The organism is Methylobacterium sp. WL8 (assembly GCF_008040045.1).
GTDB lineage: Bacteria > Pseudomonadota > Alphaproteobacteria > Rhizobiales > Beijerinckiaceae > Methylobacterium > Methylobacterium cerastii.
Genome location: NZ_VRVF01000008.1, coordinates 80,062 through 99,316, shown reverse-complemented (window position 1 = coordinate 99,316; position 19,255 = coordinate 80,062). Strand labels below are relative to the sequence as shown.

The following is a 19,255-nucleotide window of genomic DNA, read 5'->3' as shown; positions in this document are numbered from 1 at the left end:
TGAACCGTGCGCGAGCGCGTGGGTCGGCAACCGTTCAGCTTCGGCGGACGCCGGTCACAGGTCCCTCGGCACCGTTCCGCGCACCGCGCAGCGCCACTTCGCGACGTGGAGCTCGGGGTGGGCCGCCTGCCATTCGGCCAGCACGCTCTGGGCGTGCCGCAGGCAGACGAACGGGTTGGTGCCCTGGTAGGACATCGGGATCTGGTCGTCGTGGCACTGCGTCGGTTGCGACAGCAGGCAGGCGGACAGCAGGATCAGCATCGGCGGGGCGTCCTCGCATCGTCCCGGCTCCGTGGCCGGGTTGCGCCGACCTTAAGGCGCCGCCGCGGCACGGCAAACGGAGATATCTCGCGGCGCGCCGACGCGAATCACCGCATGTCCAGCGCGGCTCATCCGCCCATTCGGAGGCTCGCCTTCACGTATCCCAATGCGTCGCCTGATCGAACGTGGGTCCCCTCTCCCGTTCGGGGAGAGGGGACCGCGATAAGTGACCTGCGATCCAGTCGCCTCGGCGGACGCGTTCGACGCGGTGTGAATGCGGCATGCCCCTCCATGTGAGGGGCCGCGCTTCAAGCCGCCGCCCAGATCTCGCCCTTGGCGATCGTCGCGAGGTCGCCGGAGTAGCGGCGGAGCGGGCCGGCGGCGATCTCGGCGTGGCGTGGACTTAGGCGCTGCAGCGAGCGCGCCAGGAGGCGGAGGAAGACGAGGTCGTGGGTGCCGGTCTCGACGAAGGTCGGCGTCAGGCGGCCGTGGCTGCCGAGAAGGAGGGTGCCGCGGCGCATGCCGAAGCCGGGGTGGTCGCCGACGGAGCCCGCCGCGATCGTTCCGGCGATCATCCGCGAGCCGGCGTGGTCGCCGGCCCGCTCGACGAGGATCAGCCCGCGCCGCATGCGGTCGCCGAGGTGGCGGCCGGCCGTGCCCTTGACGATCAGCGTCGCGCCGTCGAGCCCGGCCTTGGCCGCGTAGACCGCGCCGCCGGCATGGTCGCCGGCATCGCCTTCGATCGTGATGGTGCCGCCGGTCGCGCCGGTGCCCGCATACGGGCCGGCGTTACCGGTGACGGTGAGCGTGCCGCCGGCCATGCCTTCGCCGAGGCGCTGCCCGACATCGCCGACGACGCGGATCGTGCCCTGGCCGAGCGCGGCCCCGACGCGGTCGAGGCGCTCGTGACCGCCCTCGATGGTGAGGCTGTCGCCACCGTCGAGCGACACCTGGAAGCAGTCGCCGAGGACGAGGCCGCGCCGGGTGGTGCCGATCGGCAGGCGCTCGGCCTCGCCTTGCGACAGCGCGGCCAGGGTCGCGGGGGCGATATTGAGGAAGTCGAGGCGCTCCGGGGGGGCCTGCCGCAGGGAGAGGACGCTCACGCTTCGGTCTCCTTCACGGCAGGATTCTTTTCAAGCAGATCGCGAAGGCGATAATGGTGCCGCCCGAGGTTGCCGCCGTAATTGCCCGCGGTGATCGCCACGAGTCCGTGCTGCGCGCCGACCTCGGTCGCCGCGTGCAGCGCCGCCCGCATCGAATCGGAAACGCCCTGAGAGGTCAGCGCGTCGATGACGATCTCCAGCACCACGCCGCATTCGGCCGGCAGCGCCGAGCCGGCCCGGCCCTTCAGCGTCGGGCAGTAGGCGTCGTTGGTCGAGGCCATCATGCCCTTGGTGCGGGCGCCGACCTTCGAGCCGGAGCGGACGATGCCGCCGGGGAAGGGCAGGATCGCCCCGGGGATCGCCTTCGCGGCCTCCACGGCGACCTCGGCCACCTTCAGGGTCTCGGCGTGGTTGCGGCCGAGGAACAGCAGGTTGCCGCCGCCGACCGCGCCGTCGACCGCGCGCACCGAATCCTCGCACAGGAACTCGCCGTCCATCACCGGGATGCGCCAGTAGCGGCGCATCTTGCCGGTGTGGTCGGGCAGGCGCTTGGCGATGGCGAAACCGTCGCCAAAGTAGCGGATCGCGCCGCCGAGCTTGATCTTGGTCGGCCCCTCGACGCCGGCGAAGCATGCGGTGCCGGGGCAGGTGAGGATGCACTGCCCGACGCGCTTCAGGAGCTGCTCCTTCAGCCCGTTCGGCTCGAAGCCGAACAGCAGGATGCGCACGCCCGGGCGACCGTCCGGCGTCTCCTCGGGCGAGAGCTCGGCGTCGATCCCGGCCTCGGCGCCGCAGCCGATCACCGAGGTGGCGAAGCCCGTCATCGTGGTGGCGGCGATCATCGCCCACTTCGCGGTGTCGTTGGTGACGACGATCGCGGTGCCGGCGACGTCGAACGCCTCCGCGAAGGTGTCCTCGACGCGGATGCCGTTGAGGGTGAGGTCAGACATTCGGGTTCAGGTCCCTCACGCGAAGCCGCTCGTTCATGCCCGGCATGCCACGTCCTCGAACACCTCGGCCTCGGGGAAGGCCGCATCCGGGACAGTGAAGCTGTCGAGGCCCTGGCCGAACCGGTCCTGCAGGTAGGCGTCGGTGCGGCGCTCCATCGCCTTGTCGGACTCGACGACGAGCGAGAGCGAACGGCCGACATGCCAGTTCACGATTTCGCCGTCCTCGACGATCGCCACCCCGTCCTTGAGCACGAGCTTGGCGCTCGCGAACATCGCGGTGCGGTTCTTGTCCTCGCGGTAGACCGCGATGTCGGCGCGCGCGCCGTCGCGCAGGTGCCCGCGGTCGGCGAGGCCCAGCAGCTTGGCCGGCCCGGAGCGCGTCAGCTCGGCGATCTCGGAGAAGGAATACTCGCGCTCGATCTCGGGCAGCGAGGAGCGCTCGTGCACCACCTTGGGCAAGGTCGCGATCTCGCGGTCGCGCTCCTCCTTGTCCATCAGCAGGTGGATGATGCGCGGGTAGGCGGTGAACGGGCCGCCGTTCGGGTGGTCGGTGGTCAGGATCGTGCGCTCGGGCTCGTTCGAAAGCAGCATGATCTCCAGGCCGATCGCCCATTGCAGCGAGCTCGTGGGCCCGCGCGGCTTGTAGAGGAACGGCACCACGCCGCCGCCCTCGGCGTCGCCCGCGTTCAGCACCCACTTCTTCGGGTTGGCGCCCTTGCGGCCGCCGAACTGGCGCAGGATGTCCATCGAGACGGTGACGGTCTGGCCGAACACCACCTGCCCGATGTCGAGCGTCGCGTGCGGGTTCGCGTGCATCGCATCGACGATGCGGCGGGCGGCTGAGCGGAAGCCGCCGGTGCCGGGGTTCGCCGGGTCCGCGGCGCCGTAGGCGTAGAACTGCGCGTGGGCGAAGTGGATGCGCCGGCCTTCCGCCGCCTCCAGCGTCTCGACGAAGCTGTCGTCGGCGCCCGGCAGGCCGAGGTTGTTGCAGTGGACGTGCAGCGGGTGCGGCACGCCGATCTCCTCGACCGCGTCGAGAAGCGAGCCCATGATCTTGCGCGTCGAGAGCCCGTAGACCGGGATCTCGTCGTCGAGGCTGAGCTTCAGCACGCCGTCCTTGAAGGCGGAGGCGCCGCCAGCGTTGATGCACTTGACGCCGAGCGCCCGGCTCTGTGCCACGTTGAGCGCCACGAGGTCGCGGATCGCGTCCTTGCTCTCGCCGTCGCGCAAGAGTTGCAGCAGCTGGTCGTCGTTGCCCATCACCGCGAGCGCGCCTCGGTCGAGGAGCGGGATGTCGGCGAGCTCGAGCTGAGTCGCCAGCGCGTGGGTCGGCGGCATCGCCGGCTCGACGGCGGTGGTGTAGCCCATCTTGGCGTAGGCGGCGCCGATCCAGGCCGCCGCCCCGCCGGCATGGGCGAAGGGGTGGCCGTTCGGCGCCGTCTCGCTGACGTAGAGGTCCGGCAGCAGCAGCCGCGAGGTGATGACGTTGCCGCCGGCGATGTGCGAGTGCACCTCGACGCCGCCGGCCATCACCACGCAGCCCGTCGCGTCGACGGTGCGGTCGGGCGTCCGCTCGGAGGGGGCGACGACGCGACCGTCCTCGACCCAGACGTCGCCGACGCCGTCGCGGCCGGCCGTGGGGTCGACCACCCGGCCGCCCTGGATCCGGATCAGCATCAGGAATCCTTCCCAGCGATATGGTGTTCGATGCGCGCCAGCACGTCGGCGGCGGACGGGCCGCCGCCCGCGCCGGGCCGGTAGGTGAGGGCCGCTCGGCCCTCGTTCCAGAGGACGCCGCCCGCGCTTGCGCCGGGCACGCCCACCGCGATGACGATCTCGGCGGTGCCGGGCACGGCCTCGGGGCTGCCTTCGCCGACGATGGCAATCGAGGGCAGGGCGCCGAGCCAATCGGGGCGCGCGGCCGGGAGCGACGAGAGCCAGAGCGCGGCGTCGGCCTCCCCGGCCGAGACCTGGCGCACGGCGTCGAAGCGCCAGGGATCGTGCTCGGGCACCTTGCGGCCGAAGCCCGTGCGCGGGGCCTGACCCGTGGTCCAGGCCGAGACCTGGACGACCGCGCGGTCCTGGTCGGAATCACCGAGCGAGAGCGCGAAGCAGCGCGTGACCTCGTTCACGTCCCGCACCAGACCCTGCAACATCTCGACGCCGAGCTCGCCCAGCTCGGCCGGGTCGTACAGGACCACGCCGTACTGTGCGGCGTAGAGGGCGCGGGCGATCCCGTTGAGCGGCGACTCGTCCTTCAGGTGGCCCTTCGCGTAGGCGCGGAGCAGGGCGAGGTCGGAGGGCAGGGTCTCAGCGGAGGCGCCCCCGACGGAGAGCACCTGGCGGTCGGCTCCGGCCGCCCGGCCGCGCACCGGCTTGCCGCCGCGCAGGGCGGCAACGAGGGCGGAGGCTTCGGGCTTCGCGCCGACGACGAGCGCCACGTCGGCGCGCCCGCGCGCCTCGGCCGGGGTCGTAGTCATCGCACCGACGCGGGCGAGCGCGCCGAGGTCGGCATAGGTGCCGGCGGCCCCTTGCGTGTCGAGGGAGGCGCCGATCGTGCCGGCGAGGCGGTAGGCTGCGCGAATCGCGGCGACGTCGGCGTTCAGGCCGGCGAAGACCGGTGCGTGCGCGGCGGCGAGCAAAGCGGCGGCGGCCGCGATGGCGCCCTCCGCATCGGTCGCGTCACCCTTCACCCAGGCTGTCATGCGTCCTCACCCGAACCGTTTCTGGAGGCGTCGCAGATCGTCGCCGTAAGACCGGGGAGGACGGCGGAAAAGCCGTCGAAGCCGGAATGGCCTGCCCGAACGGGATGCGATCCCGCCCAGGCGGCACTCGGAATGCCTGCGCTGGAAGGCACGTTTGCATCGCTCGCACGCCGCAGGCAACCCTTTGCCCGCGATTTGCGGGCGCCCGGCTCCGTCAGGCGGTTGCCCGGCGGGGCGCCTCCATGGGAGAAGCCGGCTTCCGCGCGGACCATTCCTGGAGGTTCGGAGCGACGACAGGGCGAGGCGGCGTGGCGAAGGCGGCAGGCATCGCGGAAGGCATCGCGGAAGGCATCGCGGAAGGCATCGCGGCAGGCATCGACATGTCGGAATCCGACCGCAGCCCATCCTGGGCCGCCGCGTCGCGTTCCGTTCGCGTCCACGCGCCGGCGCGATTGCATTTCGGGTTCCTCGACCTGCATGGCGGCCTCGGCCGTCGCTTCGGCAGCATCGGCCTGGCGATCGACGCCCCCGCCGTGCGCCTGACCGCGACCGCGGCCGAGACGCTGAGCGTCACCGGGCCGGAGGAGGCGCGCGTGCGCGGCTACGTCCAGGCGGCGGCGAGCCATCTTGGCGTGCCGGAGGCGGTGGCGATCCGGGTGGAGGAGGCGATCCCCGCCCATGCCGGCTTCGGCTCCGGCACCCAGCTCGCGCTCAGCGTCGCCGCGGCCCTGGCGAAGCTCTCCGGCAAGCCGTTCTCGGCGGAAGACTTCTCGAACGCGCTCGATCGGGGCAACCGCTCCGGCGTCGGCCTGTCGGCCTTCACCGAGGGCGGCCTCATCGTCGACGGCGGACGCGACGCCACCGGTGCGCCACCACCGGTGATCGCGCGGCTCTCCTATCCTGAGGCGTGGCGCGTGGTGCTGATCCTGGACGAGAGCGCCACCGGGATCCACGGCTCGCGCGAGCAGCGCGCCTTCGCCGAGCTGCCGCGCTTCCCCGAGCGCCAGGCCGCGGAAATCTGCCGGATCGTGCTGATGCAGGTGATGCCGGCCGCGGTGCTCGCCGAGCCCCAGGGCTTCGGCGCCGGCATCACCCAGATCCAGCGGCTGATCGGCGACCACTTCGCCCCGCACCAGGGCGGCCGCTACGCGAGCCCCGCCGTCGCCGAGGCGCTGCGGACGATCGCGGACCAGGGCGTGGCCGGCTACGGCCAGAGCTCCTGGGGCCCGACCGGCTTCGCGCTGATGCCCTCGGATGCCGAGGCGAACGCCCTCGTCGCCGGGCTGGCGCGGCCGGGCCCGCTGCGCTTCCTGATCGCACGCGGCCGGAACGCGGGCGCCGAGATCGCGGACGCATGATTCGTCACGCCTGAACCGTTACGCTTGACCACGAGCCGCGATTGCGACTCACACCGACGTCGAACGACGCTCCTCGCACCAGACAGGGAAACGCCATGGCCCGCTCGATCCTGCACATGCTGACGCCGCTCAAGCACATGAGCCCGTTCGACGTGAACATGGCCGTGGATGCCGGGTTCGAGACCATCGTCACCTACACCGACGTGACGCTGCCCGACGTGGTCTCGCTGACCCAGGACTCGATCTTCTCGCGCGCGCCCGGCGACGGCGCCCGCACCGGCATCTTCATCGGCGGCAAGAACGCCGAGGACGCCCTCGACATGATGGACCGGGCCAAGAAGGCCTTCGTGCCGCCCTTCGCCAACCACCTGTTCGCCGACCCGGCCGGATCCTTCACCACCGGTGCGGCGATGGTGGCGCAGGTCTCGCGGGCGCTGCGCGAAAAATTCGGCACCGGCCTGAAGGACAAGCGCATCGTCATCTTCGGCGGCGCCGGCGTCGTGGCCTACGTCGCCGCGGTGATCGGCGCGCTCGAAGGCGCGAAGACGGTGATCGTCGGGCACGATGGCGAGGAGCGCGTCTCGAAGATCGCCTTCACCATGAAGTGGCGCTTCGGCATCGAGGTCGGCGCCGTCGACGGCACCACCCCGGACGACCGCCGCAGGGGGATCGCCGACGCCGACGTGATCCTGTCGGCCGGCCCCGCCGGCATCCCGATCCTCTCGGCCGAAGACCTGAGCTTCGCGCCGAACCTGCTCGTCGCCTCCGATGTCAACGCCGTGCCCCCGGCCGGGATCGCCGGTATCGACGTCAACGCGGTGGACGTGGCGCTACCGGTCGGCAAGGGCGTCGGCATCGGCGCGCTCGCGGTCGGCAACGTGAAGTACCAGACGCAGAAGCAGCTGTTCGGGCGGATGCTCGCCTCGGAGACGCCGCTCTGCCTCGATTTCCGCGACGCCTACACCCTGGCGGTCGAGGTCGCCGGCTGACCTTGGCATGGCCGGCGACGCGGTCCTGATCGCGGCGCAATCCGGCCGCGCGCTGGCCGAGGCCGCGCGCCGCGCCGGGTTCCGCCCCTTCGTCGCCGACCTGTTCGCCGATTCGGACACGCTGGAGCTGGCGGAGGCGCATCGCCCGCTGGAGGGCCGATTCGGGACAGGGCGCCTCGGGGAAGCGGTCCTTGCGCGCCTCGACGAGCTGTCGGCGGTGGCCGGCGGGCGACCGCTCGGCGTGATCCTGGGAAGCGGGTTCGAGGCGGCGCCGGCTCTGATCGACGCGATCGGCGCGCGTCATCGCCTGCTCGGCGCGGGCGCCGCCGCCGTCTCGGCCCTGAAGGACCCGCTGCGCTTCGCGGCCCTCTGCCGAAGTCTCGACATCCCCCATCCGGCCGTGACGCTGGCGCGGCTCGACGAACCGAAGGCGTGGCTGCTCAAGCGCGCCGGCGGTTCGGGCGGGGGCCACATCCGGGCCGCGACCCGCGGGCCGGCCCCGCCGGGCGCGTATTTCCAGGCGCGGGTGCCGGGGCGGGCCTTCGCCCTGAATTTTCTCGCCGACGCGTCCGAGGTCCACGTGCTCGCGCTCACCGAACAGTGGAGCGCAGCCTCGCCCCTGCGCCCCTACCGCTACGCCGGCGCGCTGGCGCCGGGGCGGAACGAGGCGTCGCCGCTCGCCCCTGCGATCGTCTCGGCGATCGTGGAGGCGGCCGGGCGCCTCGTCCGCGCGACCGGCCTGCGCGGGCTCGCCAGCGCCGACGTCCTGTCCGACGGCACGAGCTGGCGGCTGACCGAGATCAACCCGCGCCCCGGCGCCACCCTCGACGTCCTCGACCGCCGCGGCGTGCCGCTGCTTGGCGCCCACGTCGCGGCCTGCCTCGGCGAGGCGCCCGCCCTCGGACCCGCCCCGGAGGATGCGGCGGCGTCCCAGATCTGTTACGCGGCGCGGGATCACGCCGTCATCCCGGCGGTCGCCTGGCCGGACCACGTGCGGGACCGGCCCCGCGCCGGGACACGCGTGACGCGGGACGCACCGCTCTGCACCGTCCTGGCGGGGGGGCCGGACGGGCCGGCGGCACGACAAGAATTGTGGACCCGGATCGCCAGCTTGCGCGACCGGCTGTCCGAGGAGGAAACACATGAGCACCAAACAGCCGAGCCTGAACGCCCTCGCGACACCCCTGGTGGAGCGCTTCGTCGCTGACGCCGGCGTGCTGCGCCTGTCGGTCACGCAAGAGCCCGGCGGCGCGCGCATGGTCGACGCCGGCGCCTCGGCCCGCGGCTCGATCGAGGCCGGGCGCCGTATCGCCGAGATCTGCCTCGGCGGCCTCGGCACCGTCTCGATCAGCCCGTCGGGCCCGATCCCGTCCTGGCCGTACTCGGTGGTGGTGCACGCGACCGACCCGGTGCTCGCCTGCCTCGGCAGCCAGTATGCCGGCTGGTCGCTGGCCGACGAGGACGGCGATTCCGGCTTCTTCGCCCTGGGCTCCGGCCCGGGCCGCGCCGTCGCCGTGGTCGAGGACCTCTACAAGGAGCTCGGCTATCGCGACACCGCCGAGAAGACGGCCCTGGTGCTCGAAGCCGCCGGCGGCCCGCCCGCGAGCGTCGTCGCAAAAGTCGCCGAAGCGTGCTCCCTGCGGCCGGAGGACCTGACCTTCATCTTCGCGCCGACCCAGAGCCTCGCCGGCGCGACCCAGGTCGTCGCCCGCGTTCTCGAGGTCGCCCTGCACAAGGCGCACACGGTCGGGTTCGACCTGCACCGGATCGTCGACGGCATCGGCTCGGCCCCGCTCTCGCCGCAGCACCCGGACTTCATCAAGGCGATGGGCCGCACCAACGACGCGATCATCTACGGCGGCCGCGTCCAGCTTTACGTCGACGCCGACGACGCGGAGGCCAAGCAGCTCGCCGAGCAGCTGCCCTCGACCACGTCGAGCGACCACGGCGCGCCCTTCGCCGAGATCTTCTCGCGGGTGAACGGCGACTTCTACAAGATCGACGGCGCGCTGTTCTCGCCGGCCGAGGCGATCGTCACCTCGATCCGCACCGGCGCCACCTTCCGCGGCGGCAAGCTGATGCCGGAGCTGGTCGAGGCGTCGTTCTCGTAGCATCGGACGAGGCCGGCTTTCTCGAAACGGTGGCCCTTGCCTACGGCTCTCCCTGGGTTTCCCCGCCACCGTCATTCCGGGGCGCCGCAGGCGAGCCCGGAATCCAGATCCGCCGAGGCGGCAAGCTCGGGCGCCGTCGGCGGCTTTGGATTCCGGGCTCCGCTTCGCGGCCCCGGGATGACGGCGTGGAGCGTGAGGGCGCTGCGGGTCGGCGGAGCCGGCGGCCTGAACCATCGTTAGGGTGAACGACAGCATGCGCATCGCGCTCGCGGCCGACAACGGCAATTGGCACAAGGCCCGGCTCCTGACGGCGCTTCGCGCCCAGGGGGTCGAGCCGGTGCTGTTCTCGCTCGCCGACGTGGCGATCGTCACCGGCGGCGGCGAACCGCTGCGGGTACCGGGCTTCCCGGAGACCCTGCCCGACGGCGTGTTGCTGCGGACGATCGCCGGCGGCACCTTCGAGGCCACGACGATGCGTCTCGGCGTGCTGCATGCGCTCGTCGCGTCCGGCGTCACCGTCTGGAACGGCCCCGTCGCGATCGAGCGCTCCGTCGACAAGGCGGCGACCAGCCTGATGATCGCCCGCGCCGGCCTGCCGACGCCCGACACCTTCGTGCTCTCCAAGCGCGCCGCCGCCGCCGAAGTGGTCGCGCGCGAGGCCGGTCCCGGCCGTCCCTTGGTGCTGAAGCCGCTGTTCGGCTCGCAAGGGGAGGGCTTGCAGCTCATCGAGCGGCCCGACGACCTGCCGCCGGAGGATGCGGTCTCGCGGGTCTACTACCTCCAGCGCTACGTCCCCCGCAGCGACGGGCTGTGGCGCGACTACCGGGTCTTCGTGTGCGAAGGCCGCGCCATCGCCGGGATGATCCGCGAGGGCGACGGCTGGATCACCAACGTCCACCTTGGGGGCCGGCCCCTGTCCTGGGCGATGCCGCCGCGCGCCGCCGAGCTCGCCGAGGCCGCCGCCGCCGCGGTGGGCGTCGACTACACCGGCATCGACCTGGTGGAGGACGGTGAGGGCGGCTTCCTCGTGCTCGAGGTGAACTCGATGCCGGCGTGGTCGGGCCTGCAGAAGGTCTGCGAGGTCGACATCGCCGGCGCCGTCGTGCGCGGCTTCGTCGCCGCCGTCCGCGCCGCGCACCGGCCGCGCCTCGTGGTCGCCTGATGCGCCTCGCGCCGGCGACGATCGCGGCTCTGTACCAGGCGGCGTGCCTGGCCGAGCTCGACGCCCTGAAGCCCGGCAACGTCCATGCCTACGCGGCCGGGCACCGGATGGCGGTGTCGGACTTCGTCGCCAGCGCCGCCGCCTCGGCACCGGCACTCGCGGGTGCCGGGACCGGCGTCGGCGCACGGGTCCGCGATGCGGTTGCGGCGACGTTTGCCGCGGTCGGCCAGAACACGAACCTCGGCATCCTCCTGCTCTGCGCGCCGCTTGCGGTGGCCGCCGAGCGCGCGAGCACCGTGGCCGCGGTGCTGGCCGGGCTCGAACCGGCAGATGCGCAGGGCGTCTTCGAGGCGATCCGCCTCGCCAACCCCGGCGGGCTAGGCCAGGCCGCCCGGCACGACGTGGCCGCGCCGGCCCCGGATTCGTTGCGAGCGGCGATGGAAGAGGCGGCGCCGCGCGACCGCATCGCCCGCGCCTACGTCGACGGATTCGGCGACCTGTTCGCGGTCGGGCTTCCGGCGCTGGCGGGCGCACGCGGGCAGGGGCTCGATCCGGCCTGGTGCACCACCGCCGTGCATCTGGCCTACCTGCAGGCCTTTCCCGACAGCCACGTAGCGCGCAAGCACGGGGCGGAGCGGGCTGAATCCGTTCGTGCGCAGGCCGTGGCGGCCTTGGGTGGGCTCGATCTGCGCACCCGGCCGGTCGCGCCGCTGCTCGCCCTCGACGCGGCCTGGAAGGCAGCCGGAATCAATCCCGGCACCAGCGCGGATTTCACGGTGGCGACGCTCTTCGCCGACGCGCTGGCATCCGCCGGCGCCCGGTTGGCGGACGCGGTGCGCGTCGCCTGAAAAAGTTCCCCGCGTCAAGCGCCGGGCCGCACTTTTAATATCGATTCCAGCGCGTTGCCATGGGTTGTGACGGGCCGGACCGCGCTGTAGGGTCCGCGCCGCTATCCGGGCTAACCGGCCCGGCTTTTCCAAGGCCGGGCGTCGCGAACAAGGATGGCTTCCGGCCGCGCCCGACACGACGGGCCGCGGTCCTCGAGTTTGGAATCCAGGGAGAAAACCCGAATGGCAAAGATCACCAAGGTCCAGGTCGGCGAAGCCCTCGTCGGCGACGGCAACGAGGTCGCCCACATCGACCTGATCATCGGACCGCGCGGTTCGCCGGCCGAGACGGCCTTCTGCAACGGCCTCGTGAACAACAAGCACGGCTTCACCAGCCTGCTCGCGGTCATCGCGCCGAACCTGCCGTGCAAGCCCAACACCCTGATGTTCAACAAGGTGACCATCAACGACGCCCGCCAGGCCGTCCAGATGTTCGGCCCCGCGCAGCATGGCGTCGCCATGGCCGTGCAGGACGCCGTCGCCGAGGGCATCATCCCCGCCGACGAGGCCGACGACCTGTTCATCCTGGTCGGCGTGTTCATCCACTGGGAGGCGGCCGACGACGCCAAGATCCAGAAGTACAACTACGAGGCCACCAAGCTGTCGATCCAGCGCGCCGTCTCCGGCGAGCCGAAGGCCGCCACGGTCACCGAACAGCGCAAGTCCGCGACCCACCCCTTCGCCGCGAACGCTTAGATCGGGGACAGTCCTGGGCAGAGCGCGCCTCCGCCCGCACCGCGGGGCCTGCTCCAGCGACTGGCCTCTATCTTCCTCGGACGATAGAAACACGAAGGCGGGACGGCGAAAGCCGCCCCGCCTTCTTTCGTCTGTCGCGTTCCCTTGCGATGGGCCTGCCGCGGGCGATCCCGACCCGGGCACGCCGATCCCAACGATCCCGAAGCGAGGCCGGGCATGAGCGAGACGAACAACACCTTCAAGAAGGCGCCCAAGCGCAAGGCCGAGAAGGCGCGCACGGTCTCGGTCTCCCCGGAGATGCGGCAGGCCTATGCCGACCTGATCACCGAGAAGGCGACCAAGCAGGAAAGCTACGGGCGCCACCTGCCGGGGACCGAGACGAAGCGGTAGCGCCGTCGGCAGGCTATCGCTTGCGCACGAACTCGGTGCGCAGGACGAGCCCCTTGATCGCGTCGTGGCGGCAGTCGATCTCTTCGGGATCGTCCGTCAGCCGGATCGCGCGGATCACCGTTCCCTGCTTCAGGGTCTGGTTGGCGCCCTTGACCTTCAGGTCCTTGATCAGCGTGACCGAGTCGCCATCAGTCAGCAGGTTGCCGGAGGCGTCGCGCACCTCCGCCCGCGCGGAGGTCGCGGCAGCCGCGCCCGGGGCCAGCCACTCGCCGGTGGCCTCGTCGTATACGTAAGACTCGTCGTCGCCAGCCACGTCCGTACCCTCCCGCCCAAGCTCGGCCCTTCTCGATGCCGGACCGGGCGGAGACAAGAGGTGCGAGACGCGTTCCGGCCATGCGACCGATGAGAGATATTGGGAGCGGGCCGGCCGCTCGGCCGGCCCGCGCGGGGGCTCAGCGCTTGAGCGGTCCCGCCTCGATCACGTCCTCGACCGTGCGCAGGCCGGCGCGCGGAGCGTTGACGAGGCAGGCCATGTTGCCGGGGGCGTGCTGGTTCTTCCACATCTTGGTGTGGGCCTGGGGGATCTTATCCCAGGGGAAGACCTCGCTCATGCACGGGTCGATGCGCTGGTCGAGGACGAACTGGTTCGCGGCCGACGCCTGCTTGAGGTGGGCGAAGTGCGAACCCTGGATCCGCTTCTGGCGCATCCAGACGTAGCGGGCGTCGAAGGTGATGTTGAAGCCGGTGGTGCCGGCGCAGAACACGATCATGCCGCCGCGCTTGGCGACCAGCGTCGAGACCGGGAAGGTCGACTCGCCCGGGTGCTCGAACACGATGTCGACGTCGTTGCCCTTGCCGGTGATGTCCCAGATCGCCTTGCCGAACTTGCGGGCTTCCTTGAGCCAGGTGTTGTACTCAGGCGAGTTGACCTTCGGCAGCTGGCCCCAACAATCGAACTCCTTGCGATTGATCACGCCCTTGGCGCCGAGGCTCATGACGTAGTCGCGCTTGGTGTCGTCGGAGATCACCGCGATGGCGTTGGCGCCGGACGCCGCGCAAAGCTGCACCGCGAACACGCCGAGGCCGCCGGACGCGCCCCAGACGAGGACGTTCTGGCCCGGGCGCACGGTGTGCGGCGCGTGGCCGAACAGCATGCGGTAAGCGGTGGCGAGCGTCAGCGTGTAGCAGGCCGCCTCCTCCCAGGTGAGGTGCTTCGGGCGGACCATGAGCTGGCGCGACTGCACCCGGCAGTACTGGGCGAAGGAGCCGTCACCGGTCTCGTAACCCCAGATACGCTGCGAGGGCGAGAACATCGGGTCGCCGCCGTTGCACTCCTCGTCGTCGCCGTCGTCGCGGTTGCAGTGGACGATGACCTCGTCGCCGACCTTCCAGCGCTTCACCTTGGCGCCGACCTTCCAAACGATGCCGGAGGCGTCCGAGCCCGCGATGTGGTACTCGCCCTTGTGCACGTCGAAGGGCGAGATCGGCTCGCCGAGGCCGGCCCAGACGCCGTTGTAGTTCACGCCGGCGGCCATGACGTAGACCAGCACCTCGTCGTCGCCGATGTCCCAGACCGGCAGGATTTCGAGCTGGTGCGACTGCTCCGGCGGCCCGTGCCGCTCACGGCGGATCGCCCAAGCGTACATCTTGGCGGGCACGTGGCCCAGCGGCGGGATCTCGCCCATCTCGTAGAGGTCCTTGACCTCGCCCGTCCCGGCACCGGCCGGTTGCAATGCCGCGCTGGCAGCCATCGTCGCTCTCCTGATCGTTTCGTGTCCACGCGCGGTTCTGACGACGCCGCGGTTCCGGCTTAGCGCTATAACGACGAAGCAGAGGGCGTCCAAGGGTCTGCAAGTCGTCCAAAAGGCCAGGAACCCGGCGACCGACAAGAAAAATGGCGCCGGCTTAGGCCGAGGCGCGCTGGATACAAAATTAACTTGGTTGCCGACCAAAAACTATTCGCGGACCGTGCACTTCGTCTGAACGCTCAAGACCTCGGTGAAAGAATTCGGCTTGCACCTGGTACCTGTAGCCGATCACCGAACCCTGGACAGGCCGGCCCTTGTCCAGCAGCGCGCACCGATTCCGGGACGCGCACGTCCTCAAATTTCCTTAGCGGCCGCCCTCAGTATTTTGCGCATCCAGCGCGCCACGGGAACGAAAGCCGACGCCCGGCATGTGATGACGGCTCGCGGCCGCTTCGCTACGGTGCGCCGCAAGGGGCGGGGCGAGCGGGCCGCGCGACGAACAAATCAGCGGAGACGGGTGACATGAGCGCGAGCGCGAGCGTCGACGAGGTGAAGCGCGACAAGCCTCAGCGCGACAAGCCCTGGATCATCCGCACCTATGCGGGCCATTCGAACGCCAAGGAGTCGAACGCGCTCTACCGCGGCAACCTGGCCAAGGGGCAGACCGGCCTGTCGGTGGCCTTCGACCTGCCGACCCAGACCGGCTACGACCCCGACCACGAGCTCGCCCGCGGCGAGGTCGGCAAGGTCGGCGTCTCGATCGCGCATCTCGGCGACATGCGGACCCTGTTCGACCAGATCCCGCTGCAGCAGATGAACACCTCGATGACGATCAACGCCACGGCGCCGTGGCTGTTGTCGCTCTACCTCGCGGTGGCCGAGGAGCAGGGCGCGCCGTTCTCGGGGCTGCAGGGCACCACGCAGAACGACATCATCAAGGAATACCTCTCGCGCGGCACCTACGTGTTCCCGCCCGCGCCGAGCCTGCGGCTGACCAAGGACGTGATCCTGTTCACGACCAAGGAAGTGCCGAAGTGGAACCCGATGAACGTCTGCTCCTACCATCTGCAGGAGGCCGGGGCGACGCCGGTGCAGGAGCTGTCCTACGCGCTCGCCATCGCCATCGCGGTGCTGGACACGGTGCGGGACGACCCCGATTTCGATCCCGAGAGCTTCCCCGAGGTGTTCGGCCGGATCTCGTTCTTCGTGAACGCGGGCCTGCGCTTCGTCACCGAGATCTGCAAGATGCGGGCGTTCTCGGAACTCTGGGACGAGATCGCCCAGGAGCGCTACGGCATCGACGACCCGAAGAAGCGCATCTTCCGCTACGGCGTGCAGGTCAACAGTCTCGGACTCACGGAACAGCAGCCTGAGAACAACGTCCACCGCATCCTGATCGAGATGCTGGCGGTGACGCTGTCGAAGCGGGCCCGCGCCCGCGCCGTGCAGCTTCCGGCCTGGAACGAGGCGCTCGGCCTGCCGCGCCCGTGGGACCAGCAATGGTCGATGCGGATGCAGCAGATCCTCGCCTTCGAGACGGACCTCCTCGAATACGACGACATCTTCGACGGCTCGAAGGTGATCGACGCCAAGGTCGAGGCCTTGAAGGTCGAGACCCGGGCCGAGCTGGAGCGCATCGGCGGCATCGGCGGCGCGGTCGCCGCGGTCGAAACCGGCGCACTCAAGCGCTCGCTCGTCGAATCCAACGCTCGCCGCATCTCGGCGATCGAGGCCGGCGACCAGATCGTCGTCGGCGTCAACAAGTGGCAGCAGGGCGAGCCTTCGCCGCTGACCGCGGGCGAGGGCGCGATCTTCACCGTGTCCGAGACCGTCGAGATGGAGGCCGAGGCCCGCATCCGCGAATGGCGCACCAAGCGCGACGACGCCGCCGTCGGCAAGGCGCTCGAGGAGCTGGAAGCCGCCGCGCGCTCGGGAGCCAACATCATGCCGGTCTCGATCGCCGCCGCGAAGGCCGGCGTCACCACCGGCGAATGGGGGCAGCGTCTGCGCGAAGTGTTCGGCGAGTACCGCGCGCCGACCGGCGTCACCCTGCAGACCGTCTCGTCCGGCGCGGCGGAGGAGGCGAAGCTCCTGATCGCCGACCTCGGCGAGCGCCTCGGCGAGCAGCCGCGCCTCGTCGTCGGCAAGCCCGGCCTCGACGGCCACTCGAACGGCGCCGAGCAGATCGCGCTCCGCGCCCGCGACGTCGGCTTCGACGTGACCTACGACGGCATCCGCCAGACCCCGGCCGAGATCGTCGCGAAGGCGAAGGAGACCGCCGCCCACGTGGTCGGGCTCTCGATCCTTTCGGGCAGCCACGTGCCCCTGGTGCGCGACGTGAAGGCGAAGATGCGCGAGGCCGGCCTCGACCACATCCCCCTCGTCGTCGGCGGCATCATCTCGCCCGACGACGAGCTCGTGCTCAAGAACATGGGCGTCTCGGCGGTCTACACCCCGAAGGACTACGTCATCGACACGATCATGATCGGCCTCTGCAAGGTGGTCGAGCGCTCGATCGACAAGACCAACCGCACCGCCGGCGCCGCCAAGGACGAGGCCGCGCAGGTCTATTGAGGCGGCGACGCCGCCGGGGCGAGGCCATGCGCGCCCGGCGGCTTCACCCGTCGGGCCGGCCGGCGTAGAGCGGCGTCATGCTCGCTCCCCTCATCGCAGTTCCTATGGCGGCGGCCCTCAGTGCCGGCCTGATCGTCCGGCTGCGACCGCTGCTGGTGCGCTACGCGTTGGCCCGGCCCAACGCCCGTTCCAGCCACACCGAGCCGACGCCCCAGGGCGGGGGGATTGCCGTCGTCGCGGCGACGCTGGCCGTCACCGGGTTGCTAATCGCCGCGCCGGAAGCGAGCCGGGACGTGCTGGTGCTGGGGTTCGGCGCCGTGGTGCTGGCGCTCGTCGGCGCCGTCGACGATATCCGGCCGCTGCCGGCTTGGGCGCGGCTGATGCTGCAGGCCGTCGTGGTCGGCGGGGTGGTGGCCGGCGTCGACGGGCGGCTGGTTCCGGCCCTGCCGCCGGCGGTGGAGCGCACGCTGGCGGTGCTCGCCGGCATCTGGTTCGTGAACCTCGTCAACTTCATGGACGGGCTCGACTGGATGAGCGTGGCCGAGACGGTGCCCGTCGCCGCCGCCCTGGCCCTGTTCGGCGGGTTCGGCGCCTTGCCGCCGGCCGCGATCCTGGTCGCCGCCGCCCTGCTCGGAGCGATGCTCGGCTTCGCGCCGTTCAACCGCCCGGTGGCAAAACTCTTCCTCGGCGACGTCGGCTCGCTGCCGCTCGGGTTGATCCTCGCCTGGCTGCTGTACCGGCTCGCCCTGGAAGGCGGGCTCGCCGCGGCGATCCTGCTGCCGCTTTACTATCTCGCCGACGCCACCCTGACGCTGATCCGGCGCGCGGCCCGGCGGGAGCCGGTGTGGCAGGCCCATCGCAGCCACTTCTACCAGCGGGCCACCACGAACGGCCTCACGGTCGGCGGCGTGGTCGGACGGGTGTTCGCGCTCAACCTCGCCCTCGCCGCCCTCGCGGCCGCGACCTTGCTTTGGCCGTCGCCGGTCGTCACGCTCGGTGCGCTGGCGGCCGGATGCGGGCTGGTCGCGGCCCTGCTGATCCGGTTCTCGCGGGCGCCGACGGCGGACGGAACGAGGGTGCCTTGAGCCAACTGATCGCGCTGACCGGGGCGACCGGCTTCATCGGTCGGCATGTCCTGCGGGACCTGACCGCGCGGGGCTACCGCGTCCGCCTGCTCCTGCGCCGCCCGGTCGACGCGATGCCGGAGGGCGCTTCGAGCGCCGTCGTCGGCGACCTGACCCGGCCGATGAACATGGCGGCGGCGCTGGCCGGCGTCGACGCGGTGGTCCATTCGGCCGGGCTCGCGCACGCCATGTCGGGCGCGCCGGAGGACGATTACCGCACGCTGAACACCGAGGCGACGCAGCGCCTGGCCGAGGCCGCCGCGCGCGCGCGGGTGCGCCGCTTCGTGTTCCTGTCCTCGATCCGCGCGCAAGCCGGCCCGTCCGCGCCCGGCATGGTGACGGAGGCCGACGACCCGGCCCCGACCGACGCCTACGGCCGGTCCAAGCTCGACGCCGAGCGGGCGCTCGCCGCCATCGGCATCGATTGGGTCGCGCTGCGGCCCGTCCTCGTCTACGGCGCGGGGGTGAAGGGCAACATGGCCGCCTTGGTGCGGCTCGCCCGCTCGCCGTATCCGCTGCCGCTCGCATCGCTCGCCGGGCGCCGATCGCTGGTCTCGGTGGAGAGCCTGTCGGCCGCGATCGACGCGGTGCTGCGAACGGACACGTCGCCGAACCGGCCGCTGGTCGTCGCCGACCCGGATGCCCAGACGTTGCCCGAGATGCTGACGGCCCTGCGCGCCGGACTCGGCCGGAGGCCCGGCCTCGTTCCGCTGCCCTCCGCCGCGATCGGGCTCGCCTGCCGGCTCACCGGGCGCGAGGCCCTGTTCTCGCGGCTGGCCGAGAACCTGGTCGCGCGCAGCGACGGATTGTCGGCGCTGGGCTGGGCGCCGGCCGGCACGACCCGCGACGGCCTCGCCCGGCTCGCGCGGGGACACGCGTCCGCAAATCAGTAGTCCCGGCAGAATGCGGGTGCGGTGCCGTCGTCGAACAGGCGGCAGCTGCGGACGATCTCGGATTCGATCAGCGCGCAAGCGTTTGACGCGTTGCAGGGCGGATGCGTCGCCGGCGAAACGGCGAGGCAGCGTTCGACGAGGCGGGCGGAGTCGCGTTCGCCGACGCTGGCGCGGCAGCTCTCGGCCCGGGCGGCGACGGACCCGAAGGTCACCACCGAGACGGCGACGACGAATGCACCGGCGCGGGACGACATCATCGATCAGGCCTCGGCCAAAAGAAAACCCCGGCCTCGCGGCCGGGGTC

General features: G+C 71.4%; 19 protein-coding genes. 11 read left to right on the top strand and 8 right to left on the bottom strand.

What is annotated here, in order from left to right:
* Positions 1-54: 54 nt before the first annotated feature.
* The 5 genes from FV234_RS05245 to FV234_RS05225 all read right to left on the bottom strand — a co-directional run bounded on the left by FV234_RS05245 (position 55) and on the right by FV234_RS05225 (position 5,019).
* Positions 55-261, bottom strand: a complete 207-nt coding sequence (locus FV234_RS05245) for a hypothetical protein (protein WP_147828287.1) — start codon at positions 259-261, stop codon at positions 55-57.
* A gap of 308 nt (positions 262-569) precedes the next feature.
* Positions 570-1,364: a formylmethanofuran dehydrogenase subunit C gene (locus FV234_RS05240; protein WP_147828286.1), complete on the bottom strand. Its 795-nt coding sequence runs from the start codon at positions 1,362-1,364 to the stop codon at positions 570-572.
* A complete protein-coding gene (gene fhcD, locus FV234_RS05235; protein ID WP_147750987.1) occupies positions 1,361-2,314 on the bottom strand; it encodes a formylmethanofuran--tetrahydromethanopterin N-formyltransferase in 954 nt (317 codons plus the stop codon). Before fhcD ends, FV234_RS05240 begins: the two co-directional genes overlap by 4 nt.
* Positions 2,315-2,347: 33 nt before the next feature.
* Complete coding sequence (locus FV234_RS05230) at positions 2,348-3,991, bottom strand: formylmethanofuran dehydrogenase subunit A (protein WP_147828285.1); 1,644 nt, start codon at positions 3,989-3,991, stop codon at positions 2,348-2,350.
* A complete protein-coding gene (locus FV234_RS05225; RefSeq protein ID WP_147828284.1) occupies positions 3,991-5,019 on the bottom strand; it encodes a formyltransferase in 1,029 nt (342 codons plus the stop codon). Before FV234_RS05225 ends, FV234_RS05230 begins: the two co-directional genes overlap by 1 nt.
* A gap of 380 nt (positions 5,020-5,399) precedes the next feature.
* On the opposite strand from FV234_RS05225, the gene FV234_RS05220 reads away from it, so the two are divergent.
* From FV234_RS05220 to FV234_RS26070, 8 genes are all read left to right on the top strand, one after another.
* Positions 5,400-6,377, top strand: a complete 978-nt coding sequence (locus FV234_RS05220) for a beta-ribofuranosylaminobenzene 5'-phosphate synthase family protein (RefSeq protein WP_147828300.1) — start codon at positions 5,400-5,402, stop codon at positions 6,375-6,377.
* A gap of 95 nt (positions 6,378-6,472) precedes the next feature.
* Positions 6,473-7,366, top strand: coding sequence for an NAD(P)-dependent methylenetetrahydromethanopterin dehydrogenase (locus FV234_RS05215; protein WP_147828283.1), 894 nt, complete (start codon positions 6,473-6,475; stop codon positions 7,364-7,366).
* Between the two features lie 7 nt (positions 7,367-7,373).
* Positions 7,374-8,573 (top strand): ATP-grasp domain-containing protein, encoded by a 1,200-nt coding sequence (locus FV234_RS05210; RefSeq protein ID WP_147828282.1) that lies wholly within the window; start codon positions 7,374-7,376, stop codon positions 8,571-8,573.
* A complete protein-coding gene (gene mch / locus FV234_RS05205; protein ID WP_147828281.1) occupies positions 8,509-9,477 on the top strand; it encodes a methenyltetrahydromethanopterin cyclohydrolase in 969 nt (322 codons plus the stop codon). The genes FV234_RS05210 and mch overlap by 65 nt, the downstream gene beginning before the upstream one ends.
* 253 nt (positions 9,478-9,730) lie before the next feature.
* Entirely contained in the window at positions 9,731-10,639 is a 909-nt protein-coding gene (locus FV234_RS05200) for a RimK family alpha-L-glutamate ligase (RefSeq protein ID WP_147828280.1), read from the top strand.
* Positions 10,639-11,487 carry a triphosphoribosyl-dephospho-CoA synthase gene (locus tag FV234_RS05195; RefSeq protein WP_147828279.1) on the top strand — a complete coding sequence of 283 codons (849 nt, stop codon included), beginning with the start codon at positions 10,639-10,641 and terminating at the stop codon, positions 11,485-11,487. The genes FV234_RS05200 and FV234_RS05195 overlap by 1 nt, the downstream gene beginning before the upstream one ends.
* Positions 11,488-11,709: 222 nt before the next feature.
* Complete coding sequence (gene fae, locus FV234_RS05190) at positions 11,710-12,222, top strand: 5,6,7,8-tetrahydromethanopterin hydro-lyase (protein ID WP_147750994.1); 513 nt, start codon at positions 11,710-11,712, stop codon at positions 12,220-12,222.
* A 216-nt stretch (positions 12,223-12,438) separates the two neighbouring features.
* Positions 12,439-12,612, top strand: coding sequence for a hypothetical protein (locus FV234_RS26070; protein WP_187273586.1), 174 nt, complete (start codon positions 12,439-12,441; stop codon positions 12,610-12,612).
* A 13-nt stretch (positions 12,613-12,625) separates the two neighbouring features.
* Here the strand turns inward: FV234_RS26070 and FV234_RS05185 are convergent, their stop codons facing one another.
* Complete coding sequence (locus FV234_RS05185) at positions 12,626-12,925, bottom strand: alkylphosphonate utilization protein (RefSeq protein ID WP_147828278.1); 300 nt, start codon at positions 12,923-12,925, stop codon at positions 12,626-12,628.
* Positions 12,926-13,064: 139 nt separating this feature from the next.
* Positions 13,065-14,363, bottom strand: coding sequence for a crotonyl-CoA carboxylase/reductase (gene ccrA, locus FV234_RS05180; RefSeq protein ID WP_147750996.1), 1,299 nt, complete (start codon positions 14,361-14,363; stop codon positions 13,065-13,067).
* Between the two features lie 519 nt (positions 14,364-14,882).
* On the opposite strand from ccrA, the gene FV234_RS05175 reads away from it, so the two are divergent.
* From FV234_RS05175 to FV234_RS05165, 3 genes are all read left to right on the top strand, one after another.
* Positions 14,883-16,934, top strand: coding sequence for a protein meaA (locus tag FV234_RS05175; protein WP_147750998.1), 2,052 nt, complete (start codon positions 14,883-14,885; stop codon positions 16,932-16,934).
* 77 nt (positions 16,935-17,011) lie between these two features.
* Entirely contained in the window at positions 17,012-18,019 is a 1,008-nt protein-coding gene (locus tag FV234_RS05170; protein ID WP_147828277.1) for a glycosyltransferase family 4 protein, read from the top strand.
* On the top strand, positions 18,016-18,951 hold the full coding sequence (locus FV234_RS05165; RefSeq protein WP_246686120.1) for an NAD-dependent epimerase/dehydratase family protein: 936 nt from the start codon (positions 18,016-18,018) through the stop codon (positions 18,949-18,951). Before FV234_RS05170 ends, FV234_RS05165 begins: the two co-directional genes overlap by 4 nt.
* Here FV234_RS05165 and FV234_RS05160 read toward each other — a convergent pair.
* The gene (locus FV234_RS05160; RefSeq protein WP_147751001.1) at positions 18,945-19,208 is read right to left on the bottom strand and encodes a hypothetical protein; all 264 of its coding nucleotides are present in this window, start codon (positions 19,206-19,208) and stop codon (positions 18,945-18,947) included. The genes FV234_RS05165 and FV234_RS05160 overlap by 7 nt on opposite strands.
* Positions 19,209-19,255: the final 47 nt, after the last annotated feature.

Coding starts and splice junctions, on each gene's coding strand:
- FV234_RS05245 (WP_147828287.1), bottom strand. CDS start 261: ATGCTGATCCTGCTGTCCGCCTGCCTGCTGTCGCAACCGACGCAGTGC.
- fhcD (WP_147750987.1), bottom strand. CDS start 2,314: ATGTCTGACCTCACCCTCAACGGCATCCGCGTCGAGGACACCTTCGCG.
- FV234_RS05230 (WP_147828285.1), bottom strand. CDS start 3,991: ATGCTGATCCGGATCCAGGGCGGCCGGGTGGTCGACCCCACGGCCGGC.
- FV234_RS05225 (WP_147828284.1), bottom strand. CDS start 5,019: ATGACAGCCTGGGTGAAGGGTGACGCGACCGATGCGGAGGGCGCCATC.
- FV234_RS05220 (WP_147828300.1), top strand. CDS start 5,400: ATGTCGGAATCCGACCGCAGCCCATCCTGGGCCGCCGCGTCGCGTTCC.
- FV234_RS05215 (WP_147828283.1), top strand. CDS start 6,473: ATGGCCCGCTCGATCCTGCACATGCTGACGCCGCTCAAGCACATGAGC.
- FV234_RS05210 (WP_147828282.1), top strand. CDS start 7,374: ATGGCCGGCGACGCGGTCCTGATCGCGGCGCAATCCGGCCGCGCGCTG.
- mch (WP_147828281.1), top strand. CDS start 8,509: ATGAGCACCAAACAGCCGAGCCTGAACGCCCTCGCGACACCCCTGGTG.
- FV234_RS05200 (WP_147828280.1), top strand. CDS start 9,731: ATGCGCATCGCGCTCGCGGCCGACAACGGCAATTGGCACAAGGCCCGG.
- FV234_RS05195 (WP_147828279.1), top strand. CDS start 10,639: ATGCGCCTCGCGCCGGCGACGATCGCGGCTCTGTACCAGGCGGCGTGC.
- fae (WP_147750994.1), top strand. CDS start 11,710: ATGGCAAAGATCACCAAGGTCCAGGTCGGCGAAGCCCTCGTCGGCGAC.
- FV234_RS26070 (WP_187273586.1), top strand. CDS start 12,439: ATGAGCGAGACGAACAACACCTTCAAGAAGGCGCCCAAGCGCAAGGCC.
- ccrA (WP_147750996.1), bottom strand. CDS start 14,363: ATGGCTGCCAGCGCGGCATTGCAACCGGCCGGTGCCGGGACGGGCGAG.
- FV234_RS05175 (WP_147750998.1), top strand. CDS start 14,883: ATGAGCGCGAGCGCGAGCGTCGACGAGGTGAAGCGCGACAAGCCTCAG.
- FV234_RS05170 (WP_147828277.1), top strand. CDS start 17,012: ATGCTCGCTCCCCTCATCGCAGTTCCTATGGCGGCGGCCCTCAGTGCC.
- FV234_RS05160 (WP_147751001.1), bottom strand. CDS start 19,208: ATGATGTCGTCCCGCGCCGGTGCATTCGTCGTCGCCGTCTCGGTGGTG.